The following is an 18,178-nucleotide window of genomic DNA, read 5'->3' on the forward strand; positions in this document are numbered from 1 at the left end:
AGTTCAGAGAGGTTGCGGGGACTTTCTGTTGGTCCGTAGGTCCTGTCAGGGCACCAGGAGGACCTTGCCGGTGGTCTTGCGGCCCTCGAGGTCGCGGTGCGCCTGCCCGGCCTGGCTGAGCGGGTAGCGTGCGCCGATCCGGACCTTGAGGCTGCCGTCGGCAGCGGCGGCAAAAAGTTCGTCTGAGCGCCAGCGCCGCTCCGCAGCATCCCGCAGATAATTGCCAATGGTGGGGCGCGTGAGGAAGAGGGAGCCCCCGGAGTTGAGGCGCTGCGGGTCAAACGGCGGGACGGGGCCGGAGGCAGCGCCGAAGAGCACCAGCATCCCCCTGACACGCAAAGCGGACAACGAGCCGTCGAAGGTATCCTTTCCCACGCCGTCGTAGACGACGTCGACGCCGGTTCCGCTGGTGATGTCCCTGACCCGCTCCGCGAAGCCGTCGTAGCGCAGCACGTGGTCCGCGCCGGCGTCGAGCGCAAGCTGTTCCTTCTCGTCGGTGGAGACCGTGGTGATGACTTCCGCACCACGTGCCTTGAGCAGCTGGGTCAGCAGCAGCCCCACGCCGCCGGCGCCGGCATGCAGCAGGACCTTGTGGCCGGGCTCCACCTTGAACGTGGAATTCATCAGGTAGTGGGCGGTGATGCCCTGCAGGGGGAGGGCGGCGGCGGTGAAAACATCCACGCCTTTCGGTACCGGCAGGGCGGCATCCTCATCCACCAGGGCATAGTCTGCGTAGCAGCTGACGCCTTCCGCGGTAGCTACCCGGCTGCCCACGGCGAAGCCGGTCACGCCCTCGCCTACTGCCTCGACCGTGCCCGCGGCCTCCGAACCGGGGGTGAAGGGGTAGTCGACTTTGTACGTGCCGCTGCGCTTGTAGGTGTCGATGAAGTTGACGCCGGCCGCCCCGACCTTGACCAGCACCTGCCCCGGGCCTGGAGCAGGTGGCTCCACCTCCGTGTACTCAAGGACTTCCGGTCCGCCTGCCTGCCGTGCGACGATTGCGTGCGTCATGGCTCTCCTTTCGCGGGTCCCGGCGTCTCCGGCCCCGGCTGCCGAAACCATCCTAGGGACACCCACGGCCGGCGCGACAAGTGCCGCGATGCCCGGACGTGTTCGCATGCATAATTATCAGTGCCGATGCATAACTATTGCTGTATAGTCGGAGTATGACTATTTCTGTTGCGGTTTCGGGAGCCAGCGGCTACGCCGGAGGAGAGGTCCTCCGCCTCCTCGCCGGGCATCCCGGTGTGACCATTGGCGCAATCACAGCCCACAGCAACGCCGGTTCCCGCCTTGGTGAACTCCAGCCCCACCTGCACGGACTGGCCAGCCGCATCCTCGAGGACACCACGGTGGAAAACCTCTCCGGACACGACGTCGTCTTCCTCGCGCTGCCGCACGGTGCCTCCGCAGAGATCGCCGCCCAGCTGCCGGACGGGACTGTGGTCATCGACGCCGGCGCCGACCACCGCCTCGAAGATCCCGCCGCCTGGGAAAAGTTCTACGGCTCCGCCCACGCCGGCACCTGGCCCTACGGGCTTCCCGAACTGCCCGGCCAGCGCGAAGCGCTCAAGGGCGCCAAGCGCATCGCCGTCCCCGGCTGCTACCCCACGTCCGCCCTGCTGGCCCTGACCCCCGGGTTCGCCGCGCACCTGCTGGAGCCCGACGACGTCGTGATCGTTTCCGCATCCGGCACCTCAGGCGCGGGCAAGGCGGCCAAGGTCAACCTGATCGGCTCCGAAGTGATGGGTTCAATGAGCCCTTACGGCGTAGGCGGCGGGCACCGGCACACGCCGGAAATCGAACAGGGCCTGTCCAACGCGGCGGGGGAACAGGTCACCGTTTCCTTCACGCCCACCCTTGCACCGATGGGCCGCGGCATCCTCACCACCGCCACCGCGAAGGTCAAGCCCGGCACCACGGCCGCGCAGCTGCGCCTGGCCTGGGCCGAGGCGTATGAAGACGAGCCGTTCGTCCACCTGCTGCCCGAAGGCCAGTGGCCGACCACTAAGTCGGTCCAGGGGTCCAACTATGCAGTCATGCAGCTGGCATTCGACGCCCACACGGGCCGTGCCATCGTCACCTGCGTGATCGACAACCTCACCAAAGGCACCGCCGGCGGCGCCGTGCAGTCCATGAACATCGCACTCGGCCTGCCGGAAACCGCCGGCCTCAACCTGCAGGGAGTAGCCCCGTGACCATCACAGCACCCCAGGGATTCCGCGCCGCCGGAGTCACTGCCGGACTCAAGGCCTCCGGCAACCCGGACCTCGCCCTCGTCGTCAACGACGGCCCCTCCAAGGCCGCCGCCGCCGTCTTTACCAGCAACCGCGTGGCAGCAGCCCCCGTGCACTGGTCCCGCCAGGTGGTCTCCGACGGCCGGGTGGACGCCGTCATCCTCAACTCCGGCGGCGCCAACGCCTGCACCGGCCCCACCGGGTTCCAGAACACCCACAGCACAGCGGAAAAAGTGGCGAAGGTCCTCGGCATTTCTGCCACCGACGTGTTCGTCTGCTCCACCGGCCTGATCGGTGAGCAGCTCCCCATGGACAAGATCCTGCCAGGGGTGGAGGCTGCCGCGGCCGAGCTCAGCACCGACGGCGGTCCGGCCGCCGGCACCGCCATCATGACCACTGACAGCGTGCCTAAGTCAGCGCTCTTCATCGGCACCGACGCCGACGGCCAGGAATTCAGCATCGGCGGCATCGCCAAGGGAGCCGGCATGCTGGCTCCCGGCCTGGCCACCATGCTGGTGGTGCTCACCACTGACGCCGACGTGCAGCCGGAAATGCTCGACGTCGTCCTCCGCGATGCCACCCGCGTCACGTTCGACCGCGCCGACTCAGACGGCTGCATGTCCACCAACGACACCGTGGTCCTGCTGGCCTCCGGCGCCTCCGGGGCCGTGCCCTCCGCCGAGGTTTTCGGCGCAGGACTGACACAGGTCTGCGCGGAGCTGGCACGCAAGCTCATTGCGGACGCAGAGGGCGCCAGCCATGACATCGCCATCCGGACCTTCAACGCGGCCAGCGAAGCGGACGCAGAGACGGTCAGCCGCTCCGTGGCCCGCTCCAACCTCTTCAAGGCCGCCATCTTCGGCAAGGACCCCAACTGGGGCCGCGTGCTCTCCGCCGTGGGCACTACCGACGCCGCCTTCGAAGCGGACAAACTCAACGTGGCCATGAACGGGATCCAGATTTGCCGCAACGGCAGCATCGGCGATGACCGCTCCCTAGTGGACCTGGAACCGCGCGAAGTGCTGGTGGAAATCGACCTCCAGGCAGGCGACGCCGAAGCCACCATCTGGACCAACGACCTCACCCACGACTACGTGCACGAAAACAGCGCCTACTCCAGCTAGGAATCCCTGCCAACGCGGGATCCGCCGGGCCCAAACCGCCGTGGAAAGTGACACCATGAACACCCAGACGCGTGAAACCACCAGCATGTCCGCTGCCCAGGACAAGGCAGGAACCCTGATCGAGGCCCTGCCCTGGATCCAGCGGTTCGCGGGCACCACCATGGTGATCAAATACGGCGGAAACGCCATGGTCAACGACGAACTCCGGCGTGCCTTCGCAGAGGACATCGTCTTCCTCCACCACGTGGGCATCCACCCCGTGGTGGTCCATGGCGGCGGCCCGCAGATCAACGCCATGCTGGGCCGGCTGGGCATCGAATCCGAATTCAAGGGCGGCCTGCGGGTCACCACCCCTGAGGCGATGGACGTGGTCCGCATGGTCCTCACCGGCCAGGTGGGCCGCGAACTGGTGGGCCTGATCAACTCCCACGGCCCCTACGCCGTCGGCATGTCAGGCGAGGACGGCGGGCTGCTCCGCGCTGTCCGCACCGGGACCGTGGTGGACGGCGAAGAAGTGGACCTCGGGCTGGTAGGCGAGGTGGTCGGCGTCGACCCCGCAGGCATCATGGACATCCTCGCCGCGGGCCGCATACCCGTGATTTCCACGGTGGCACCTGAAATCGTCGACGGCGGTGAGAGCGTGGTGGGGACCGCGCGGTTCCAGCCCACAGGCCAGGTCCTGAACGTCAACGCGGACACCGCAGCGGCCGCGGTGGCCTCGGCCCTTGGCGCTTCCAAGCTGGTGATCCTGACCGACGTCGAAGGCCTCTACGCCAACTGGCCGGATAAATCCTCCCTGATCTCCTCGCTCACGGCGACGGAGCTGCGGGAGATGCTGCCCCGCCTCGAATCCGGGATGATCCCCAAGATGGCCGCGTGCCTCAAAGCCGTCGACGAGGGCGTGGAACAGGCACACATCGTGGACGGGCGCCTGCCCCACTCCATGCTTCTTGAAACATTTACGACGGCGGGCATCGGCACCCAGGTCGTCCCGGACGAGGAGATCAACGCATGAACACCGTGGAAAAATCATCAGTGAACGAGTTGGTGGAAACCACAGGCCACGCCGGCTCCGAGTGGCTGTCCCGCTACTCCAGCTCGCTGATGAACGTGTTCGGCACGCCGCAGCGGGTCCTGGTCCGCGGCGCCGGCTGCCTGGTGTGGGACGCCGACGGCAAGGAATACCTGGACCTCCTGGGCGGTATTGCCGTGAACGCACTGGGCCACGCCCACCCGTTCGTGACCTCAGTCATCGCCAGCCAGCTGGCCACCCTGGGCCACGTGTCCAACTTCTTCACCAGCCCCACCCAGGTGGCGCTGGCCGAAAAACTCCTGGAACTGGCCCACGCCCCCGCCGGCTCCAAGGTGTTCTTCAGCAACTCGGGCACCGAAGCGAACGAGGCCGCCTTCAAGCTGGCCCGCCGCAACACCGGCGAAGGCCAGGTCAAGCGGACCAAAATTATCGCCCTTGAAGGCGCCTTCCACGGACGGACCATGGGGGCTTTGGCACTGACCGCGAAGGAAGCCTACCGGACTCCGTTCGAGCCGCTTCCCGGCGGCGTGGTGCACATCCCCTTCGGTGACATCGCCGCGCTGGAGGCAGCGGTGGATGACACCGTCGCCGCCGTCTTCCTGGAGCCGATCCAGGGCGAGGCAGGCGTCCGTCCGCTGCCGCCCGGATACCTGAAGGCCGCGCGGGAAGCTACCAGCAACGTGGGCGCCCTACTCATCCTGGACGAGGTCCAGACCGGCATCGGCCGGACCGGAAAATGGTTCGCCAGCGAGGATGCGGGCATCGTCCCCGATGCCATCACCCTGGCCAAGGGGCTGGGCGGGGGCTTCCCCATCGGTGCCATGATCACCTTTGGTGAGCAGACGTCGTCGTTGTTGTCCGCAGGCCAGCACGGCACCACCTTTGGCGGAAACCCGGTGGCTACCGCGGCGGCCCTCGCCACCCTCCACGCCCTCGAAAGCCAGAACGTGCTGGCCAACGCGGCGGCGGTGGGGGAGCACCTGCGCTCATCGCTGGCCGCCGTCCCCGGCGTCACCGAAGTCCGCGGCGAAGGACTCCTGATCGGCTTCGACCTGGACGCTGATGTCGCCCCGGCCGTGGTGCAGGCCGCCCTCGACGCCGGCTTCATCATCAACAGCCCGGGCCCGCGCACCATCCGCCTGGCCCCGCCGCTGATCCTCACCACGGCACAGGCCGACACCTTCCTCGCCGCTTTCCCGGCAATCCTCCAAGCAGCTAAGGACGCCCAGTGAACCCCACAGCTTCATCCCTTGGTACCGTGCCTGGCAGCACCCGTCACTTCCTCAAGGACACCGACCTCTCCCCGGCCGAGCAGGCGGAGGTCCTGGAACTCGCTGCCCGCATGAAGGCTGCCCCTTACAGCGTCCAGCCGTATGCCGCGGAGGGCAGCGGCCGCAAGACCGTGGCCGTGATCTTCGACAAGACCTCCACCCGGACCCGGGTCTCCTTCGCCACCGGTGTCGCCGACATGGGCGGCAACGCCCTGATCATCAACCCGGGAGAAGCGCAGATCGGGCACAAGGAATCCGTGGAGGACACCGCCAAGGTGCTTGAGCGGATGGTCTCCACCATTGTGTGGAGGACGGGTGCCCACGCAGGCCTGGTGGCCATGGCGGAGAACTCCAAGGTGCCGGTCATCAACGCCCTGTGCGACGACTACCACCCGTGCCAGCTGCTGGCGGACCTGCTCGCCGTCAAGGAACACAAGGGCGACCTCAAGGGGCTCACCATGAGCTACCTTGGCGATGCGGCCAACAACATGGCGAACTCCTACCTGCTGGCCGGGGTCACGGCCGGCATGCACGTCCGCATCGCCGGGCCGGAGGGTTACCTGCCGGCTGGGGAGATCGTGGCGGCCGCCGAGGAGCGTGCGGCGGAAACCGGCGGCTCCGTGCTCATCACCAGCGATGCCAAGGAAGCGCTGCAGGGTGCAGACGTCGTGGCCACCGACACCTGGGTGTCCATGGGCCAGGAAGCCGAGAAGGAAGCCCGGATGCAGTTGTTCCGGGACTACTCCGTGGATTCGGACGCCATGGCACTCGCCGCGGACGACGCCGTCGTGCTTCACTGCCTGCCCGCGTACCGCGGCTACGAAATCTCCGCCGACGTCATCGACGGCCCGCAGTCCATCGTCTGGGACGAGGCCGAAAACCGGCTGCACGCCCAGAAAGCGCTGATGGCGTGGCTGATGCACCGCTCCGGCCTGGCCTTCGTGGAGGGCCTTTCCCCCGTTGAAGGTACAGGGGAGAGCACGTTCTAGTGTCCGCCCAGCCGTCCTCTCCGGGCACCAGCCCGGCCACCAAGACCGCCCGGCAGGCGCGCATCACCGCCATCCTTACCGGGCAGTCCGTGCGTTCCCAGGCGGAGCTTGCGGCGCTGCTGGCGGACGACGGCGTCCAGGTCACCCAGGCGACGCTGTCCCGCGACCTCGTGGAGCTGGGCGCCGTCCGCGTCCGCGGGAAGGAGGGCGTCCTGGTGTACGCCGTCCCCGGCGAGGGCGGGGAACGGGGCGCCAAGAGCGGCGTCACCCAGGAGATCCTGGATGCCCGGCTCGCCCGGCTGTGCAGCGAACTGCTGGTCACCGCCGAAGCGTCCGCCAACATCGCAGTCCTCCGGACGCCGCCTGGAGCTGCGAACTTCCTGGCCCTGGCCATCGACCATTCGGTGATGCCGTCCATCCTGGGCACCATCGCCGGTGACGATACCGTCCTGCTGGTCTCCCGCGACCCGCTGGGTGGCCCGGACCTCGCCGCCCGCTTCCTGCAACTCGCCGATGAAGCCGGGCAATAAGCTTGAAGACAACGAACCAAACAACCCCAACAAGGAGCATTTAAAGTGACTGAACGCATTGTGCTGGCCTACTCCGGCGGCCTGGACACGTCCGTCGCCATCGGCTGGATCGGTGAAGCCACCGGTGCCGAGGTCATCGCCGTGGCGGTCGACGTCGGACAGGGCGGCGAATCGCTGGAAACCATCCGCCAGCGCGCCCTGGGCTGCGGCGCCGTCGAAGCCTACGTCGCGGACGCATCGGACGAGTTCGCCAACGAATACTGCGTGCCCACCCTGAAGGCCAACGCCCTCTACCAGGGCCACTACCCGCTGGTTTCCGCCATCTCCCGCCCGGTCATCGTCAAGCACCTGGTGAAGGCTGCCCGCGAATTCGGCGCCACCACGGTTGCACACGGCTGCACCGGCAAGGGCAACGACCAGGTCCGCTTCGAAGTGGGCATCCAGACCCTGGGCCCGGACCTGAAGTGCATCGCACCGGTCCGCGACCTCGCCCTGACCCGCGACAAGGCCATCGCCTTTGCCGAGGAAAAGGGACTGCCCATCGAGACCACCAAGAAGAACCCGTACTCCATCGACCAGAACGTCTGGGGACGCGCCGTCGAAACCGGCTACCTCGAGGACATCTGGAACGCCCCCACCAAGGACATCTACGACTACACCGCCACCCCGGAGTTCCCGCCGGCACCGGATGAAGTCACCATCTCCTTCGAAGCCGGCGTGCCCGTCGCGATCGACGGCGTCAAGGTCACCCCGCTGCAGGCCATCAAGGAACTGAACCGCCGCGCCGGTGCACAGGGCGTAGGCCGCATCGACGTCGTCGAAGACCGCCTGGTGGGCATCAAGTCCCGCGAAATCTACGAGGCCCCGGGCGCCATGGCACTGATCACGGCACACAAGCACCTCGAGGACATCACCATCGAGCGCGAGCAGGCCCGCTTCAAGGCCACCGTTGGCCAGCGCTGGGCCGAGCTGGTGTACGACGGCCAGTGGTTCTCCCCGCTGAAGCGCTCCCTGGATGCCTTCATCGAGGACACCCAGAAGTACGTCTCCGGCGACATCCGCATGACCCTGCACGGCGGCCAGGCCATCGTCAACGGCCGCCGCTCCGACACCTCGCTGTACGACTTCTCGCTGGCCACCTACGACACCGGTGACACCTTCGACCAGTCCCAGGCCAAGGGCTTCATCGAGCTGTGGGGCATGTCCGCCAAGGTTGCCTCCGGCCGCGACATCCGCGTCGCAGGGAAGTAGCCCGCGTGGCTGAGCAAAAAACGGAGGCAACCAACGCAGGTGCCCTGTGGGGCGGCCGGTTCGCCGGCGGCCCCGCGGACGCCCTCGCAGCGCTGAGCAAGTCCACGCACTTCGACTGGCGGCTGGCCCGCTACGACATCGCCGGTTCAAAGGCGCACGCCCGTGTGCTGCACAAGGCCGGGCTGCTGGACGACGCCGAGCTGGAAGGCATGCTCGCGGCCCTGACGCAGCTGGACGAGGATGTGGCCTCCGGTGCGTACCTGCCGGCGGAATCCGATGAGGACGTGCACGGTTCGCTGGAACGCGGCCTGATCGAGCGCGCCGGCGCCCAGCTGGGCGGCAAGCTCCGCGCAGGCCGGTCCCGCAACGACCAAGTGGCAACCCTGGGCCGGATGTTCCTCCGCGACCACGCACGGATCATTGCCCGTGGTGTCCTGGCTACCGTGGACGCGCTCGTGGAGCAGGCCAAAGCACACCACGGCGTCGCCATGCCGGGCCGTACCCACCTGCAGCACGCCCAGCCCGTCCTGCTCAGCCACCACCTCCTGGCCCACGCCTGGGCCCTGCTCCGCGACGTGCAGCGGCTCCAGGACTGGGACAAACGGGCAGGCGTTTCGCCCTACGGTTCAGGCGCACTGGCCGGATCCTCGCTGGGCCTGGACCCGGAAGCAGTGGCTGCCGACCTCGGATTCTTCTCCGCCGTGCACAACTCGATCGACGGCACCGCATCCCGCGACGTCTTCGCCGAGTTCGCGTGGGTCTGCTCGATGATCGGCGTGGACCTGTCCCGGATCTCCGAGGAAGTCATCTTCTGGGCCACCAAGGAGTTCTCCTTCGTGACCCTGGATGATTCGTACTCCACGGGGTCCTCGATCATGCCGCAGAAGAAGAACCCGGACGTCGCCGAGCTGGCCCGTGGCAAGGCGGGGCGCCTGATCGGCAACCTGACCGGGCTGCTGGCCACGCTCAAGGGACTGCCGCTGGCGTACAACCGGGACCTGCAGGAGGACAAGGAGCCGGTGTTCGATGCCGCCGACACGCTGGAGCTGCTGCTCCCGGCCGTGTCCGGCATGATCGCCACCCTGACGTTCAACACGGAGCGGATGGAATCGCTGGCCCCGCAGGGCTTCGCGCTGGCAACGGACATCGCCGAATGGCTGGTCCGCCAGGGCGTGCCCTTCCGCGAGGCCCACGAGCTGTCCGGTGCCGCCGTGAAGCAGGCCGAGTCCCGCGGCGTTGAGCTGTGGGACCTGACCGATGAAGAGTACGCCGCGATCTCGGAGCACCTCACCCCCGAGGTCCGCACCGTGCTCTCCACGGAGGGTTCGCTCAACAGCCGCAACTCCCAGGGCGGTACGGCACCGGCCGCCGTCGAACGCCAGCTGGCAGCGCTGGAAGGCGAACTGGCCGGGGTCCGCGAGTACGCCAAGTAGTCCCCCGCGAGATGGCACTTCGCAGCAGTATTCTTCATTAACACTGGCGCGAAGTGCCCTCTCGCGGCGTTTAATGAGGCCGCTAGGCTGGGGCCATGAGCGAAACCTTCCGCAAGTTCCTTCGCACGCTGCCCGACTTTCCATCCGACCTGCCCGGTTTCGATCCGGACAACGCACCGCAGGACCCGGCATTGCTCTTCAAGCAGTGGCTGGACGAGGCACTGGACGCGGGGGAGCAGCAGCCGCACGCATTCAGCCTGGCCACGGTAGGTTCGGGGTCCGGCAGCGGGGCACAGCCTTCTTCGCGGATGCTCATCCTGAAGAACATCGACGACGACGGCTGGCACTTCGCCACGTCCCGCACCTCCCGCAAGGGCCGCGAACTGTCGGAGTCCCCACGCGCGGCGATGAATTTCTACTGGCCCGCCTTGGGCCGGCAGGTCCGCGTGGCGGGGGCTGTGACCGAACTCTCCGCCGAGGCCTCGGCCGTCGACTGGCACGAGCGGCCCAGGGCCGACGGCAGCGACAATCCGGACTGGCAGCTCTACGCTGTCCAGCCGGCCGAAATCGAGTTCTGGCAGGCCAGCAACGACGGCCGGCACGTCCGCCACCGTGTCGGGCCGGACGGAAGCCCGCTGGATTGACCGCTCGGCTAGGCTGGCCGCATGACCTCACCTTCGCCTGCCGAACTCCTCGCCGAACTGCACAAGGCCGCGGACACGCTGTCCGCCGGGCTGGACCGGATTCCGGCCGGCGGCGTGAAGGCTCCCTCCACCCTTCCCGGCTGGAGCCGGGGGCACCTCCTGGCCCACATCGCCGGAATCTGCAATGCCTTGGCCCGCCAGGTGGAACACGGCCGCCGCGGCGAGACGCTGGAGCTGTACGACGGCGGTGTGGACGGCCGCAACAGGGCCATTGATCTGGCCGCAGGGCACAGCCTTGAGCAGCACCGGGAGGACGTCGCGGCCGCGTTGCAGCGGGCACTGGCGGCCTTCGATGCGCTGGGGGAGGACGAATGGCAGACGCGCATCGCCTTCCGCGACGGCGTGATCTTCGACGCCGGCCTGGCGCTCTGGCGTGAGCTGGTCATCCATACCGCGGACCTGGACACCGGTGCGGGACCCGAAACATGGAACAGGGCATTCTGCTCCCACCTCTTCGACTTCCTCGCCGCCCGCGTGCCGGCGGAAACCCGGCTGGTCCTGCAGCCCGTGGCACTCCCGCCGCTGACCCTCGGAACCGGCGGCAGCACCGTCGTCGTCAGCGGAATGGTGACGGACATCGCCGCCTGGCTCGCGGGCCGGCAGCCGTCCCTGGACAGCCTGCGGGCCACGGCCGCCGGGGACGGCACCGATCTTCCCGGCCTGCTGCCCTGGCCGTCGGCCATGCCGGACCCCAAGTAGCGGTTCGGCCTCCCTCCGCGAGATGGCGCTTAACCGCAATGCGGGCGCCCCATACTGCGGCTAAATGCCAACTCGCGGGCAGGGGGCGGGAGCGGTCAGGCGGCCTCGCGGGCCAGCAGGCTCTCCTTGATGCGCAGGCCCCAGCGGAAACCGCCCAGCGAGCCATCAGTCCGGATGACGCGGTGGCAAGGCACGAACAGGGCAGCCGCGTTGAACGCGCAGGCACTGGCGGCGGCCCGCACGGCGCGCGGATTGCCGGCCAGGGCGGCGTACTCCGAGTAGGTGACGGGTGAGCCCGGCTTGACCTGCCGCAGCACATCCCAGGCGTGGGCGCGGAACGGTCCGGACTGCTGGCGGACCGGCACCGCCATGGCCGGGGCGGGGTCACCGGCGTAGAAGGCCTCCACGGCGGATGAGATCCCGCCGAGGTCCGTTGCCTCTTCCACGGCGTCAGGCCGCAGCGCAGGATGGACCTGGCCGGTCAGTTCAGACAGGCTGGCCGTCCATCCGGACGCAAGGACCACGCCGTCGTGGGCGAGGACAGTAAATGGACCGTCCGGCGTGGACAGCTGCAGCAGTTGGGCTTTCATGGCGTCCCTTTCGCGGGAATGGTGGTTCTTGCGGCGGGCCGGGCGGCGGCACGCCAGAGGTGCATGGTGGCGTAGGAGCGCCACGGGCTGGTCTCCCGGAAGTCCGGGCTCAGGTCGTTGGTCCCATTATCGAGGGTGCGGATCCCGTTCCGCACGGCGGCGTCGTTGGCAAGGAAAACGTCCGGGGCGCCCAGGACCCGCATGGCGACGTACCCCACGGTCCAAGGCCCGACGCCGGGGAGCGGCAAAAGTGCCGCGGTGAGGCTTGGGAGGTCGCCGCCGTAGCCGAACTCCAGGCGCCCGTTGGCCATAGCGTCCGCAGCGTGCAACAGCGACTCGGTCCGGCGCTTTGGACCGCGAAGCAGGTGTTCCGCCGCCGAGATTTCCGCCGAAGTGGGAAACAGCCGGTCCAGGCCGTCGCCGGGTGCGCTGCTGGGACCGCCCGCCGCCGACAGTTGGGTCAAGGCCGTCCGGGCTGCCGCCACCGTGATCTGCTGGCCCACCATGGCCCGGATCAGAAGTTCCTGCGGATCCACAGCGCCAGGCAGGCGCATCCCTGGTGCGGCGGCAACGGAGCCGGTAAGCCTGGAATCGGCGGCAAGCGTGCCGTCGATCGCCTCCGGGTCCGAGTCCAGGTCGAACAGCCTGCGGACGCGGCTGAGCAGCGCCGGAAGGTCGCGGAGGTCCACCGCGCCGATGGTGAGGGTCAGCGGCCGTTCCCGGGCGCCGTCGTCGTACTCCACCCTGAAGCGCGCGTCGCCGTGGGGGAGCCGCAGCGTCCGGGCATAGGAAGTGGATGTGCCGTCCTCGACGCCAGGGATGGCGCGGACCGCCAGGAAGGAGAAGATGCCCGGGTCGAAAGGCGGCCGGTAGGGCAGGCCCAGGGTCAGGGCTGTGGCACCAGTGCCGGGCGAAGGGTGCCGGACCGTCCGCCGGAGCGCAGTGGGAGTCATATCGAACACCTCGGCGATGGTCTCGTTGAACTGCCTGACGCTGCTGAAGCCTGCCGCAAAGGCGACGTCGGCGAGCTTCATCGATGTTGAAACCAGCAGGGTGCGGGCAGTCTGGGCCCTCGCGGCGCGGGCCAATGACAAGGGGCCGGCGCCAAGTTCCTGGCCGAGGATCCGGTTCAGCTGGCGCGGCGAATACCCCAGGCGGGCGGCAAGGCCCGACACCCCGTCGCGGTTGATGACGCCATCGTTGATCAGGCGCATCGCACGGCCCGCCACGTCCTGCCGCACGTTCCAGGCCGGGGTGCCCGGCACCGCCTCCGGCAGGCAGCGCTTGCAGGCGCGGTAGCCTGCCTCGTGCGCCGCGGCGGACGTCTCGTAAAACGTCACGTTCGATGCCTTGGGGGTACGGGCAGGGCATGACGGGCGGCAGTAGATCCCCGTGCTGCGGACGGCCGTAAAGAACTGGCCGTCGAAGCGGGTATCGCGGGCATCGATTGCCCGGTAGCGCTGCCAGAAGTCCATTCCTCCATCCTGCCAGCCGCCGGACACTGCTACTAGCGGAAATCGGACATGGCCGTGGGAGTGAAAAACCAGCGCGGGGCCCGGTTCAGGGTTCGGATGAAACGGGCGCCATCTGGGTAAGGTCAACCAATGAACCAAAGCACTGGGGCAATGGAACGACTGCGGGACTTCCTGTCCGCGGACGCCCGCGAACTCGCACCGCAGCTGCTCGGTGCCGTGCTCACCCACGAGTCCCGGGACGGCACCGTGTCCATCCGGCTCACGGAGGTGGAGGCCTATATGGGGCCCGAGGACTCCCTGCATCCGGACCCGGGCTCCCACACCTACCGCGGCCCCACGCCGCGCAACGCCCCCATGTTCGGGCCGGCCGGGCACCTCTACGTCTACTTCACGTACGGGATGCACCACTGCACCAACATCGTGTGCGGTCCGGCCGGCGTCGCGTCCGCCCTGCTGCTCCGGGCAGGAGAAGTAGTGGACGGGCTGGAGCTGGCCCAGCGGCGCCGTCCGACGTCGAAAACTCCCGCTGACCTTGCCAGCGGGCCGGCCCGCCTTGCCAAAGCCCTGGGATTGACGACGGCGGACAGCGGCCGCGACGCGCTGGTTCCGCCTTTCGGACTGGAGCTTCCCTCCGTTCCCGCCGGGGCGGTCAGTTCCGGTCCCCGGGTGGGGGTGGCCGGCGCCGGAGGCACGGACGAATACGCCTGGCGGTACTGGCTCACCGGCGATCCCACCGTGTCCAAATACAAGGCAGCGAAGCCGCGGACCCCGAAGCAGGCAGCCGGTGGGCCGCCCGGTGCCGCGTTTCACCAGCGTTAACGGAAATGGTTGTAGAATGGACGGTCTGTCTTTTGCGATAGGGGAACGTTAATGCTTGACGCCGAATTGGCCCACGAACGGGAGTATGTAGCCGGCCTGTACGCCCGGCTGGAGGAACTCCGGGAGGAAAAGCGCCGCCAGCTGGCGCAGGTCCGTCGTGCCGGAGCCGTGGGCACCATGCAGAACGTTTCGGAACGTGACGCCTTCGCGGCACTGTATGAGGACCGCCTGGCGCAGCTGGACGCGGTGGATGACCGGCTGGTTTTTGGCCGCCTGGACCTGGACTCCGGCGAAGCGCAGTACATCGGCCGCATCGGCTTGACCACGGAGGACCTGCAGCGGCTCATGGTGGACTGGCGTGCCCCCGAAGCCGGACACTTCTATCAGGCCACGGCCTTTGACCGGCAAGGCGTGCGCCGACGCCGGCACCTGATCCTCCAGGGCCGCGAAGTGAAGGCCATCGAGGACGACGTCCTGGATGCCGGGATGCTGACGGACGATGAATCCCTCCAGGGCGAAGGCGCCCTCCTGGCCGCGCTGAACTCCAAGCGGACCGGCCGCATGTCGGACATCGTCAGTACCATCCAGTCGGAGCAGGACCGGATCATCCGCTCCTCGATCTCCGGCGCCGTCGTCGTCCAGGGCGGGCCCGGCACGGGCAAGACCGCCGTGGCCCTGCACCGCGCCGCCTACCTGCTCTACACCCACCGTGACCGCCTCAAAAGTGCGGGCGTGCTGCTGGTGGGGCCGTCGTCGTCGTTCATGAAATACATCGAACGGGTGCTGCCCTCGCTGGGTGAGACGGGCGTGGTCATGGCCAGCGTCGGCCGCCTGATGCCCGGCATCCACGCCGTGCCCGAAACAGACGCCGACGTCGCCGCCATCAAGGGGCGCCTGGACATGGCCGCCATCGTGGCCAACGCCGTCTCCAACCGCATGCGCGTCCCCGCCCAGAACCGGATCCTTGAGGTGGATGGCCGCAAGCTCACCCTCACGCCCCGGCAGGTCCGCCGCGCCCGGGAACGCGCCCGCGCCACCGGCAAGCCGTACAACGAGGCCCGCGTGACGTTCGTGAAGATCCTGCTGCGCGAACTGACAGAGCAGATGACCGAACTCGTTGAGGCCGGGAACATCGGCAATAACGCGGATCGTTCGTACCTGGCCGAAGACGTCCGGACCGCCCGCGACGTGCGGATCGCCCTGAACCTGTGCTGGATGCCCATGACGCCGGAGAAGCTGATCTCGGATCTCTTCAGCAAGCCGGAAATCCTGGAGTTCTGCACCCCCAACATGAGCCCGGCCGAGCGGGCCCTGCTGCAGCGCCCCGCCGATGCTCCGTGGACCGAATCCGATGTCCCGCTGCTGGACGAGGCCGCCGAACTGCTCGGCGAGCTGGACCCCGCGGCAGGGCGGGGGCTGGCACAGCAGGAGCACGACCGTGTCCGCGACCTGGCCAATGCAAAGCAGACCCTGGTGAACATGGAGGCCGCCGGCGTTGATCCGTTGATGTCCGCTGAAGAACTGGCGGAGCAGAACCGCGAGCAGGAATCCCGGCAGACGGCGGCCGAACGCGCCACGAGCGACCGCACGTGGGCCTTCGGGCACATTGTGGTGGATGAGGCGCAGGAGCTCTCGCCCATGCAATGGCGGCTGCTGGTGCGCCGCTGCCCGCTGAAGTCCTTCACCATCGTGGGCGACATCGCCCAGACCAGCTCCGTTGCCGGCGCCAATTCCTGGCAGGGGGCGCTGGCCCCGATGTTCGGTGACCGCTGGCAGCTGGAGGAATTGACCGTCAACTACCGCACGCCGTCGCAGATCGCCGAGGCCGCCGTCCGTATGGCCAACGCCGCGGGCCTGGTGGTCTCAGCGCCCAAGGCCGTCCGCGAGGGCCGCTGGGAGCCCATCATCGACGAAGTCTCCGCCGGCGGCATCGTGGACCGGCTGGTCGAGGTTCTTCCGGAGGAACTTGAAGCGCTCGACGGCGGCCTGCTCGCCGTGATTGCCGACGGTGACCTCCTGCCCCAGGCAACGGCGGCCCTCCGTGCCGTCTACGGTCGCAGGATCGGAACCGGTGCCGGCAGCTACGAGCAGGACATCGTGGTCATCAGCCCGCGCGAGGCAAAGGGCCTGGAGTTCGACGGCGTCGTGGTCCTGGAACCGTCCGTAATGCTCAACCACGAACACGGCAAAGTGGGGGACCTCTACGTGGCAATGACCCGCGCCACGCAACGGCTGCGGCTGATTGCGGCGCAACCCGTGCCCGCCGGAATTGCCGGCTGACAGGGCCACCGGCGTTACTGCTAACTTAGGAAGCGTGCCAGAACTGAACAACCTCGAACCGCAGCGCAACGACCCCACTTTCGCCAACATTTGGCAGGAACTGAAGTGGCGTGGGCTCGTCCATGTCTCCACCGATGAAGCCGAGCTCGAAAAGCTCCTCGCCAACGGGCCGGTCACGTACTATTGCGGCTTCGACCCCACCGCGCCGAGCCTGCACCTGGGCAACCTGGTACAGCTCCTGGTCATGCGGCGGCTTCAGCTGGCTGGACACAAGCCGCTCGGCCTGGTGGGCGGGTCCACCGGCATGATCGGGGACCCGCGTCCGACGGCGGAACGCACCTTGAACACCAAGGACACCGTGGCGGAGTGGGTTGGCTACCTCCAGGCCCAGGTGCAGCGCTTCCTCAGCTTCGACGGGGACAACGCTGCCAGGATGGTGAACAACCTGGACTGGACGGCGCCGCTGAGCGCCATCGACTTCCTGCGTGAAGTGGGAAAGCATTTCCGCGTGGGCACCATGCTGCGCAAGGACGCCGTGGCATCCCGCCTGAACTCGGATGAAGGCATCAGCTACACCGAATTCAGCTACCAGATCCTGCAGGGCATGGACTACCTGCAGCTGTACCGCGACTACGGCTGTGTGCTGCAGACCGGCGGCTCGGACCAGTGGGGCAACCTGACCAGCGGCACGGAACTGATCCGGAAGGTGGAGGGCAAGAGCGTCCATGCCCTTGGAACGCCGCTCATCACGAACTCCGACGGAACCAAGTTCGGCAAGAGCGAGGGCAACGCCATCTGGCTCGATGCCGGCATGTGCAGCCCGTATGCGTTCTACCAGTTCTGGCTCAACACCGCGGACGCCGATGTGGTGGACCGGCTTAAGGTGTTCACGTTCCTGACCCGCGCCGAGATCGAAGAGATTGCCGTTTCAGTGGCGGAGCGTCCGTTCGCCCGTGAGGGGCAGCGGAAGCTTGCCTTCGAAGTGACGTCATTGGTGCACGGCGTTGAAGCAACGGAGAAGGTGATTGCCGCCTCGGCAGCGCTGTTCGGCAACGGGGACCTGACCGCCCTGGACAAGGCCACCCTCCAGGCTGCAACCTCCGAACTTCCCTCCACCACTGTCCAGGTGGATGAGATGGGCATTGTGGACCTGCTGGTGGCGTCCGGCCTTTCCGAAAGCAAGTCCGCCGCACGCCGGACCGTGGGTGAAGGCGGAGCCTACGTGAACAACGAGAAAGTGTCGGATCCGGAAGCTGTGATTTCCGAGTCGGAGCTCCTGCATGGCCAGTACCTGCTCCTGCGCAGGGGCAAGAAGAACCTTGCCACCGTGGAGGTACTGGTCCCGTAACCGCGGGAGCGAAACCTACCACCTGCACGCCCCTCGGCGGCCGATTTGCGCGGCCGCGGAGGGGCGTGTATTGTTTTCTGAGTCGCCGCCGCTGAGTGGTGACAAACCCCCAACTGATATTGAGAAGCAATTCTCGGCCATGCGGTGCATGGAACGAAGAATGCTTCCCATTCTGCTGGGCGGATTCATTCTACTGAGTGAATTCCGGGAAAACAACCGGATTTGCAAAAGCGAATATGAATGAAATAAGATAAAAACATCGCAGCGAAGAAATACGGAAAACGAAATTCTTTTTGAATTGTTCCGGGAATATTCGAATGTGTCTGTTGTTTGAGAACTCAATAGTGTGCCAAGTTTGTTGATACCGATTATGTATGTAATTGGTTGATTGTGCC

The 18,178-nt window shown here is 67.4% G+C and carries 16 protein-coding genes; 13 read left to right on the forward strand and 3 right to left on the reverse strand.

Annotated features, from left to right (window positions below):
• Positions 1-45 precede the first annotated feature (45 nt).
• Positions 46-1,011: a quinone oxidoreductase family protein gene (locus tag ACTHQS_RS02685; protein WP_440165797.1), complete on the reverse strand. Its 966-nt coding sequence runs from the start codon at positions 1,009-1,011 to the stop codon at positions 46-48.
• 155 nt (positions 1,012-1,166) lie between these two features.
• Between ACTHQS_RS02685 and argC the strand changes: the two genes are divergently transcribed.
• The 10 genes from argC to ACTHQS_RS02735 all read left to right on the forward strand — a co-directional run bounded on the left by argC (position 1,167) and on the right by ACTHQS_RS02735 (position 11,271).
• Positions 1,167-2,198 carry an N-acetyl-gamma-glutamyl-phosphate reductase gene (argC, locus tag ACTHQS_RS02690; protein ID WP_440165800.1) on the forward strand — a complete coding sequence of 344 codons (1,032 nt, stop codon included), beginning with the start codon at positions 1,167-1,169 and terminating at the stop codon, positions 2,196-2,198.
• Positions 2,195-3,361: a bifunctional glutamate N-acetyltransferase/amino-acid acetyltransferase ArgJ gene (argJ, locus tag ACTHQS_RS02695; RefSeq protein WP_440165803.1), complete on the forward strand. Its 1,167-nt coding sequence runs from the start codon at positions 2,195-2,197 to the stop codon at positions 3,359-3,361. The genes argC and argJ overlap by 4 nt, the downstream gene beginning before the upstream one ends.
• A 55-nt stretch (positions 3,362-3,416) precedes the next feature.
• Positions 3,417-4,376, forward strand: a complete 960-nt coding sequence (gene argB / locus ACTHQS_RS02700) for an acetylglutamate kinase (protein ID WP_440165805.1) — start codon at positions 3,417-3,419, stop codon at positions 4,374-4,376.
• A complete protein-coding gene (locus tag ACTHQS_RS02705; protein ID WP_440165807.1) occupies positions 4,373-5,626 on the forward strand; it encodes an acetylornithine transaminase in 1,254 nt (417 codons plus the stop codon). Before argB ends, ACTHQS_RS02705 begins: the two co-directional genes overlap by 4 nt.
• A gap of 26 nt (positions 5,627-5,652) precedes the next feature.
• On the forward strand, positions 5,653-6,654 hold the full coding sequence (gene argF / locus ACTHQS_RS02710) for an ornithine carbamoyltransferase (protein WP_440165861.1): 1,002 nt from the start codon (positions 5,653-5,655) through the stop codon (positions 6,652-6,654).
• The gene (locus ACTHQS_RS02715; RefSeq protein ID WP_440165809.1) at positions 6,654-7,184 is read left to right on the forward strand and encodes an arginine repressor; all 531 of its coding nucleotides are present in this window, start codon (positions 6,654-6,656) and stop codon (positions 7,182-7,184) included. The genes argF and ACTHQS_RS02715 overlap by 1 nt, the downstream gene beginning before the upstream one ends.
• Before the next feature lie 45 nt (positions 7,185-7,229).
• Complete coding sequence (locus ACTHQS_RS02720; protein ID WP_018763590.1) at positions 7,230-8,435, forward strand: argininosuccinate synthase; 1,206 nt, start codon at positions 7,230-7,232, stop codon at positions 8,433-8,435.
• Positions 8,436-8,440: 5 nt separating this feature from the next.
• Positions 8,441-9,868 (forward strand): argininosuccinate lyase, encoded by a 1,428-nt coding sequence (gene argH, locus ACTHQS_RS02725; RefSeq protein ID WP_440165811.1) that lies wholly within the window; start codon positions 8,441-8,443, stop codon positions 9,866-9,868.
• A gap of 95 nt (positions 9,869-9,963) precedes the next feature.
• Positions 9,964-10,512, forward strand: coding sequence for a pyridoxine/pyridoxamine 5'-phosphate oxidase (locus ACTHQS_RS02730; RefSeq protein ID WP_440165813.1), 549 nt, complete (start codon positions 9,964-9,966; stop codon positions 10,510-10,512).
• Positions 10,513-10,533: 21 nt separating this feature from the next.
• Positions 10,534-11,271, forward strand: a complete 738-nt coding sequence (locus ACTHQS_RS02735; protein WP_440165815.1) for a maleylpyruvate isomerase family mycothiol-dependent enzyme — start codon at positions 10,534-10,536, stop codon at positions 11,269-11,271.
• A 95-nt stretch (positions 11,272-11,366) separates the two neighbouring features.
• On the opposite strand, the gene ACTHQS_RS02740 is transcribed toward ACTHQS_RS02735, so the two are convergent.
• Positions 11,367-11,861 carry a methylated-DNA--[protein]-cysteine S-methyltransferase gene (locus ACTHQS_RS02740; protein ID WP_440165817.1) on the reverse strand — a complete coding sequence of 165 codons (495 nt, stop codon included), beginning with the start codon at positions 11,859-11,861 and terminating at the stop codon, positions 11,367-11,369.
• The gene (locus ACTHQS_RS02745; protein ID WP_440165819.1) at positions 11,858-13,336 is read right to left on the reverse strand and encodes a DNA-3-methyladenine glycosylase 2 family protein; all 1,479 of its coding nucleotides are present in this window, start codon (positions 13,334-13,336) and stop codon (positions 11,858-11,860) included. Before ACTHQS_RS02745 ends, ACTHQS_RS02740 begins: the two co-directional genes overlap by 4 nt.
• A gap of 129 nt (positions 13,337-13,465) precedes the next feature.
• Between ACTHQS_RS02745 and ACTHQS_RS02750 the strand changes: the two genes are divergently transcribed.
• Genes ACTHQS_RS02750 through tyrS form a run of 3 tightly spaced genes read left to right on the forward strand, consistent with a single transcriptional unit; the run spans position 13,466 to position 17,783 of the window.
• Complete coding sequence (locus tag ACTHQS_RS02750) at positions 13,466-14,155, forward strand: DNA-3-methyladenine glycosylase (RefSeq protein WP_440165821.1); 690 nt, start codon at positions 13,466-13,468, stop codon at positions 14,153-14,155.
• Positions 14,156-14,206: 51 nt separating this feature from the next.
• Positions 14,207-16,435: a HelD family protein gene (locus ACTHQS_RS02755; RefSeq protein ID WP_440165823.1), complete on the forward strand. Its 2,229-nt coding sequence runs from the start codon at positions 14,207-14,209 to the stop codon at positions 16,433-16,435.
• 34 nt (positions 16,436-16,469) lie between these two features.
• Positions 16,470-17,783: a tyrosine--tRNA ligase gene (gene tyrS, locus ACTHQS_RS02760; RefSeq protein ID WP_440165825.1), complete on the forward strand. Its 1,314-nt coding sequence runs from the start codon at positions 16,470-16,472 to the stop codon at positions 17,781-17,783.
• Positions 17,784-18,178: the final 395 nt, after the last annotated feature.

This window comes from Arthrobacter sp. SAFR-044, assembly GCF_051965175.1.
Taxonomy (GTDB): domain Bacteria; phylum Actinomycetota; class Actinomycetes; order Actinomycetales; family Micrococcaceae; genus Arthrobacter.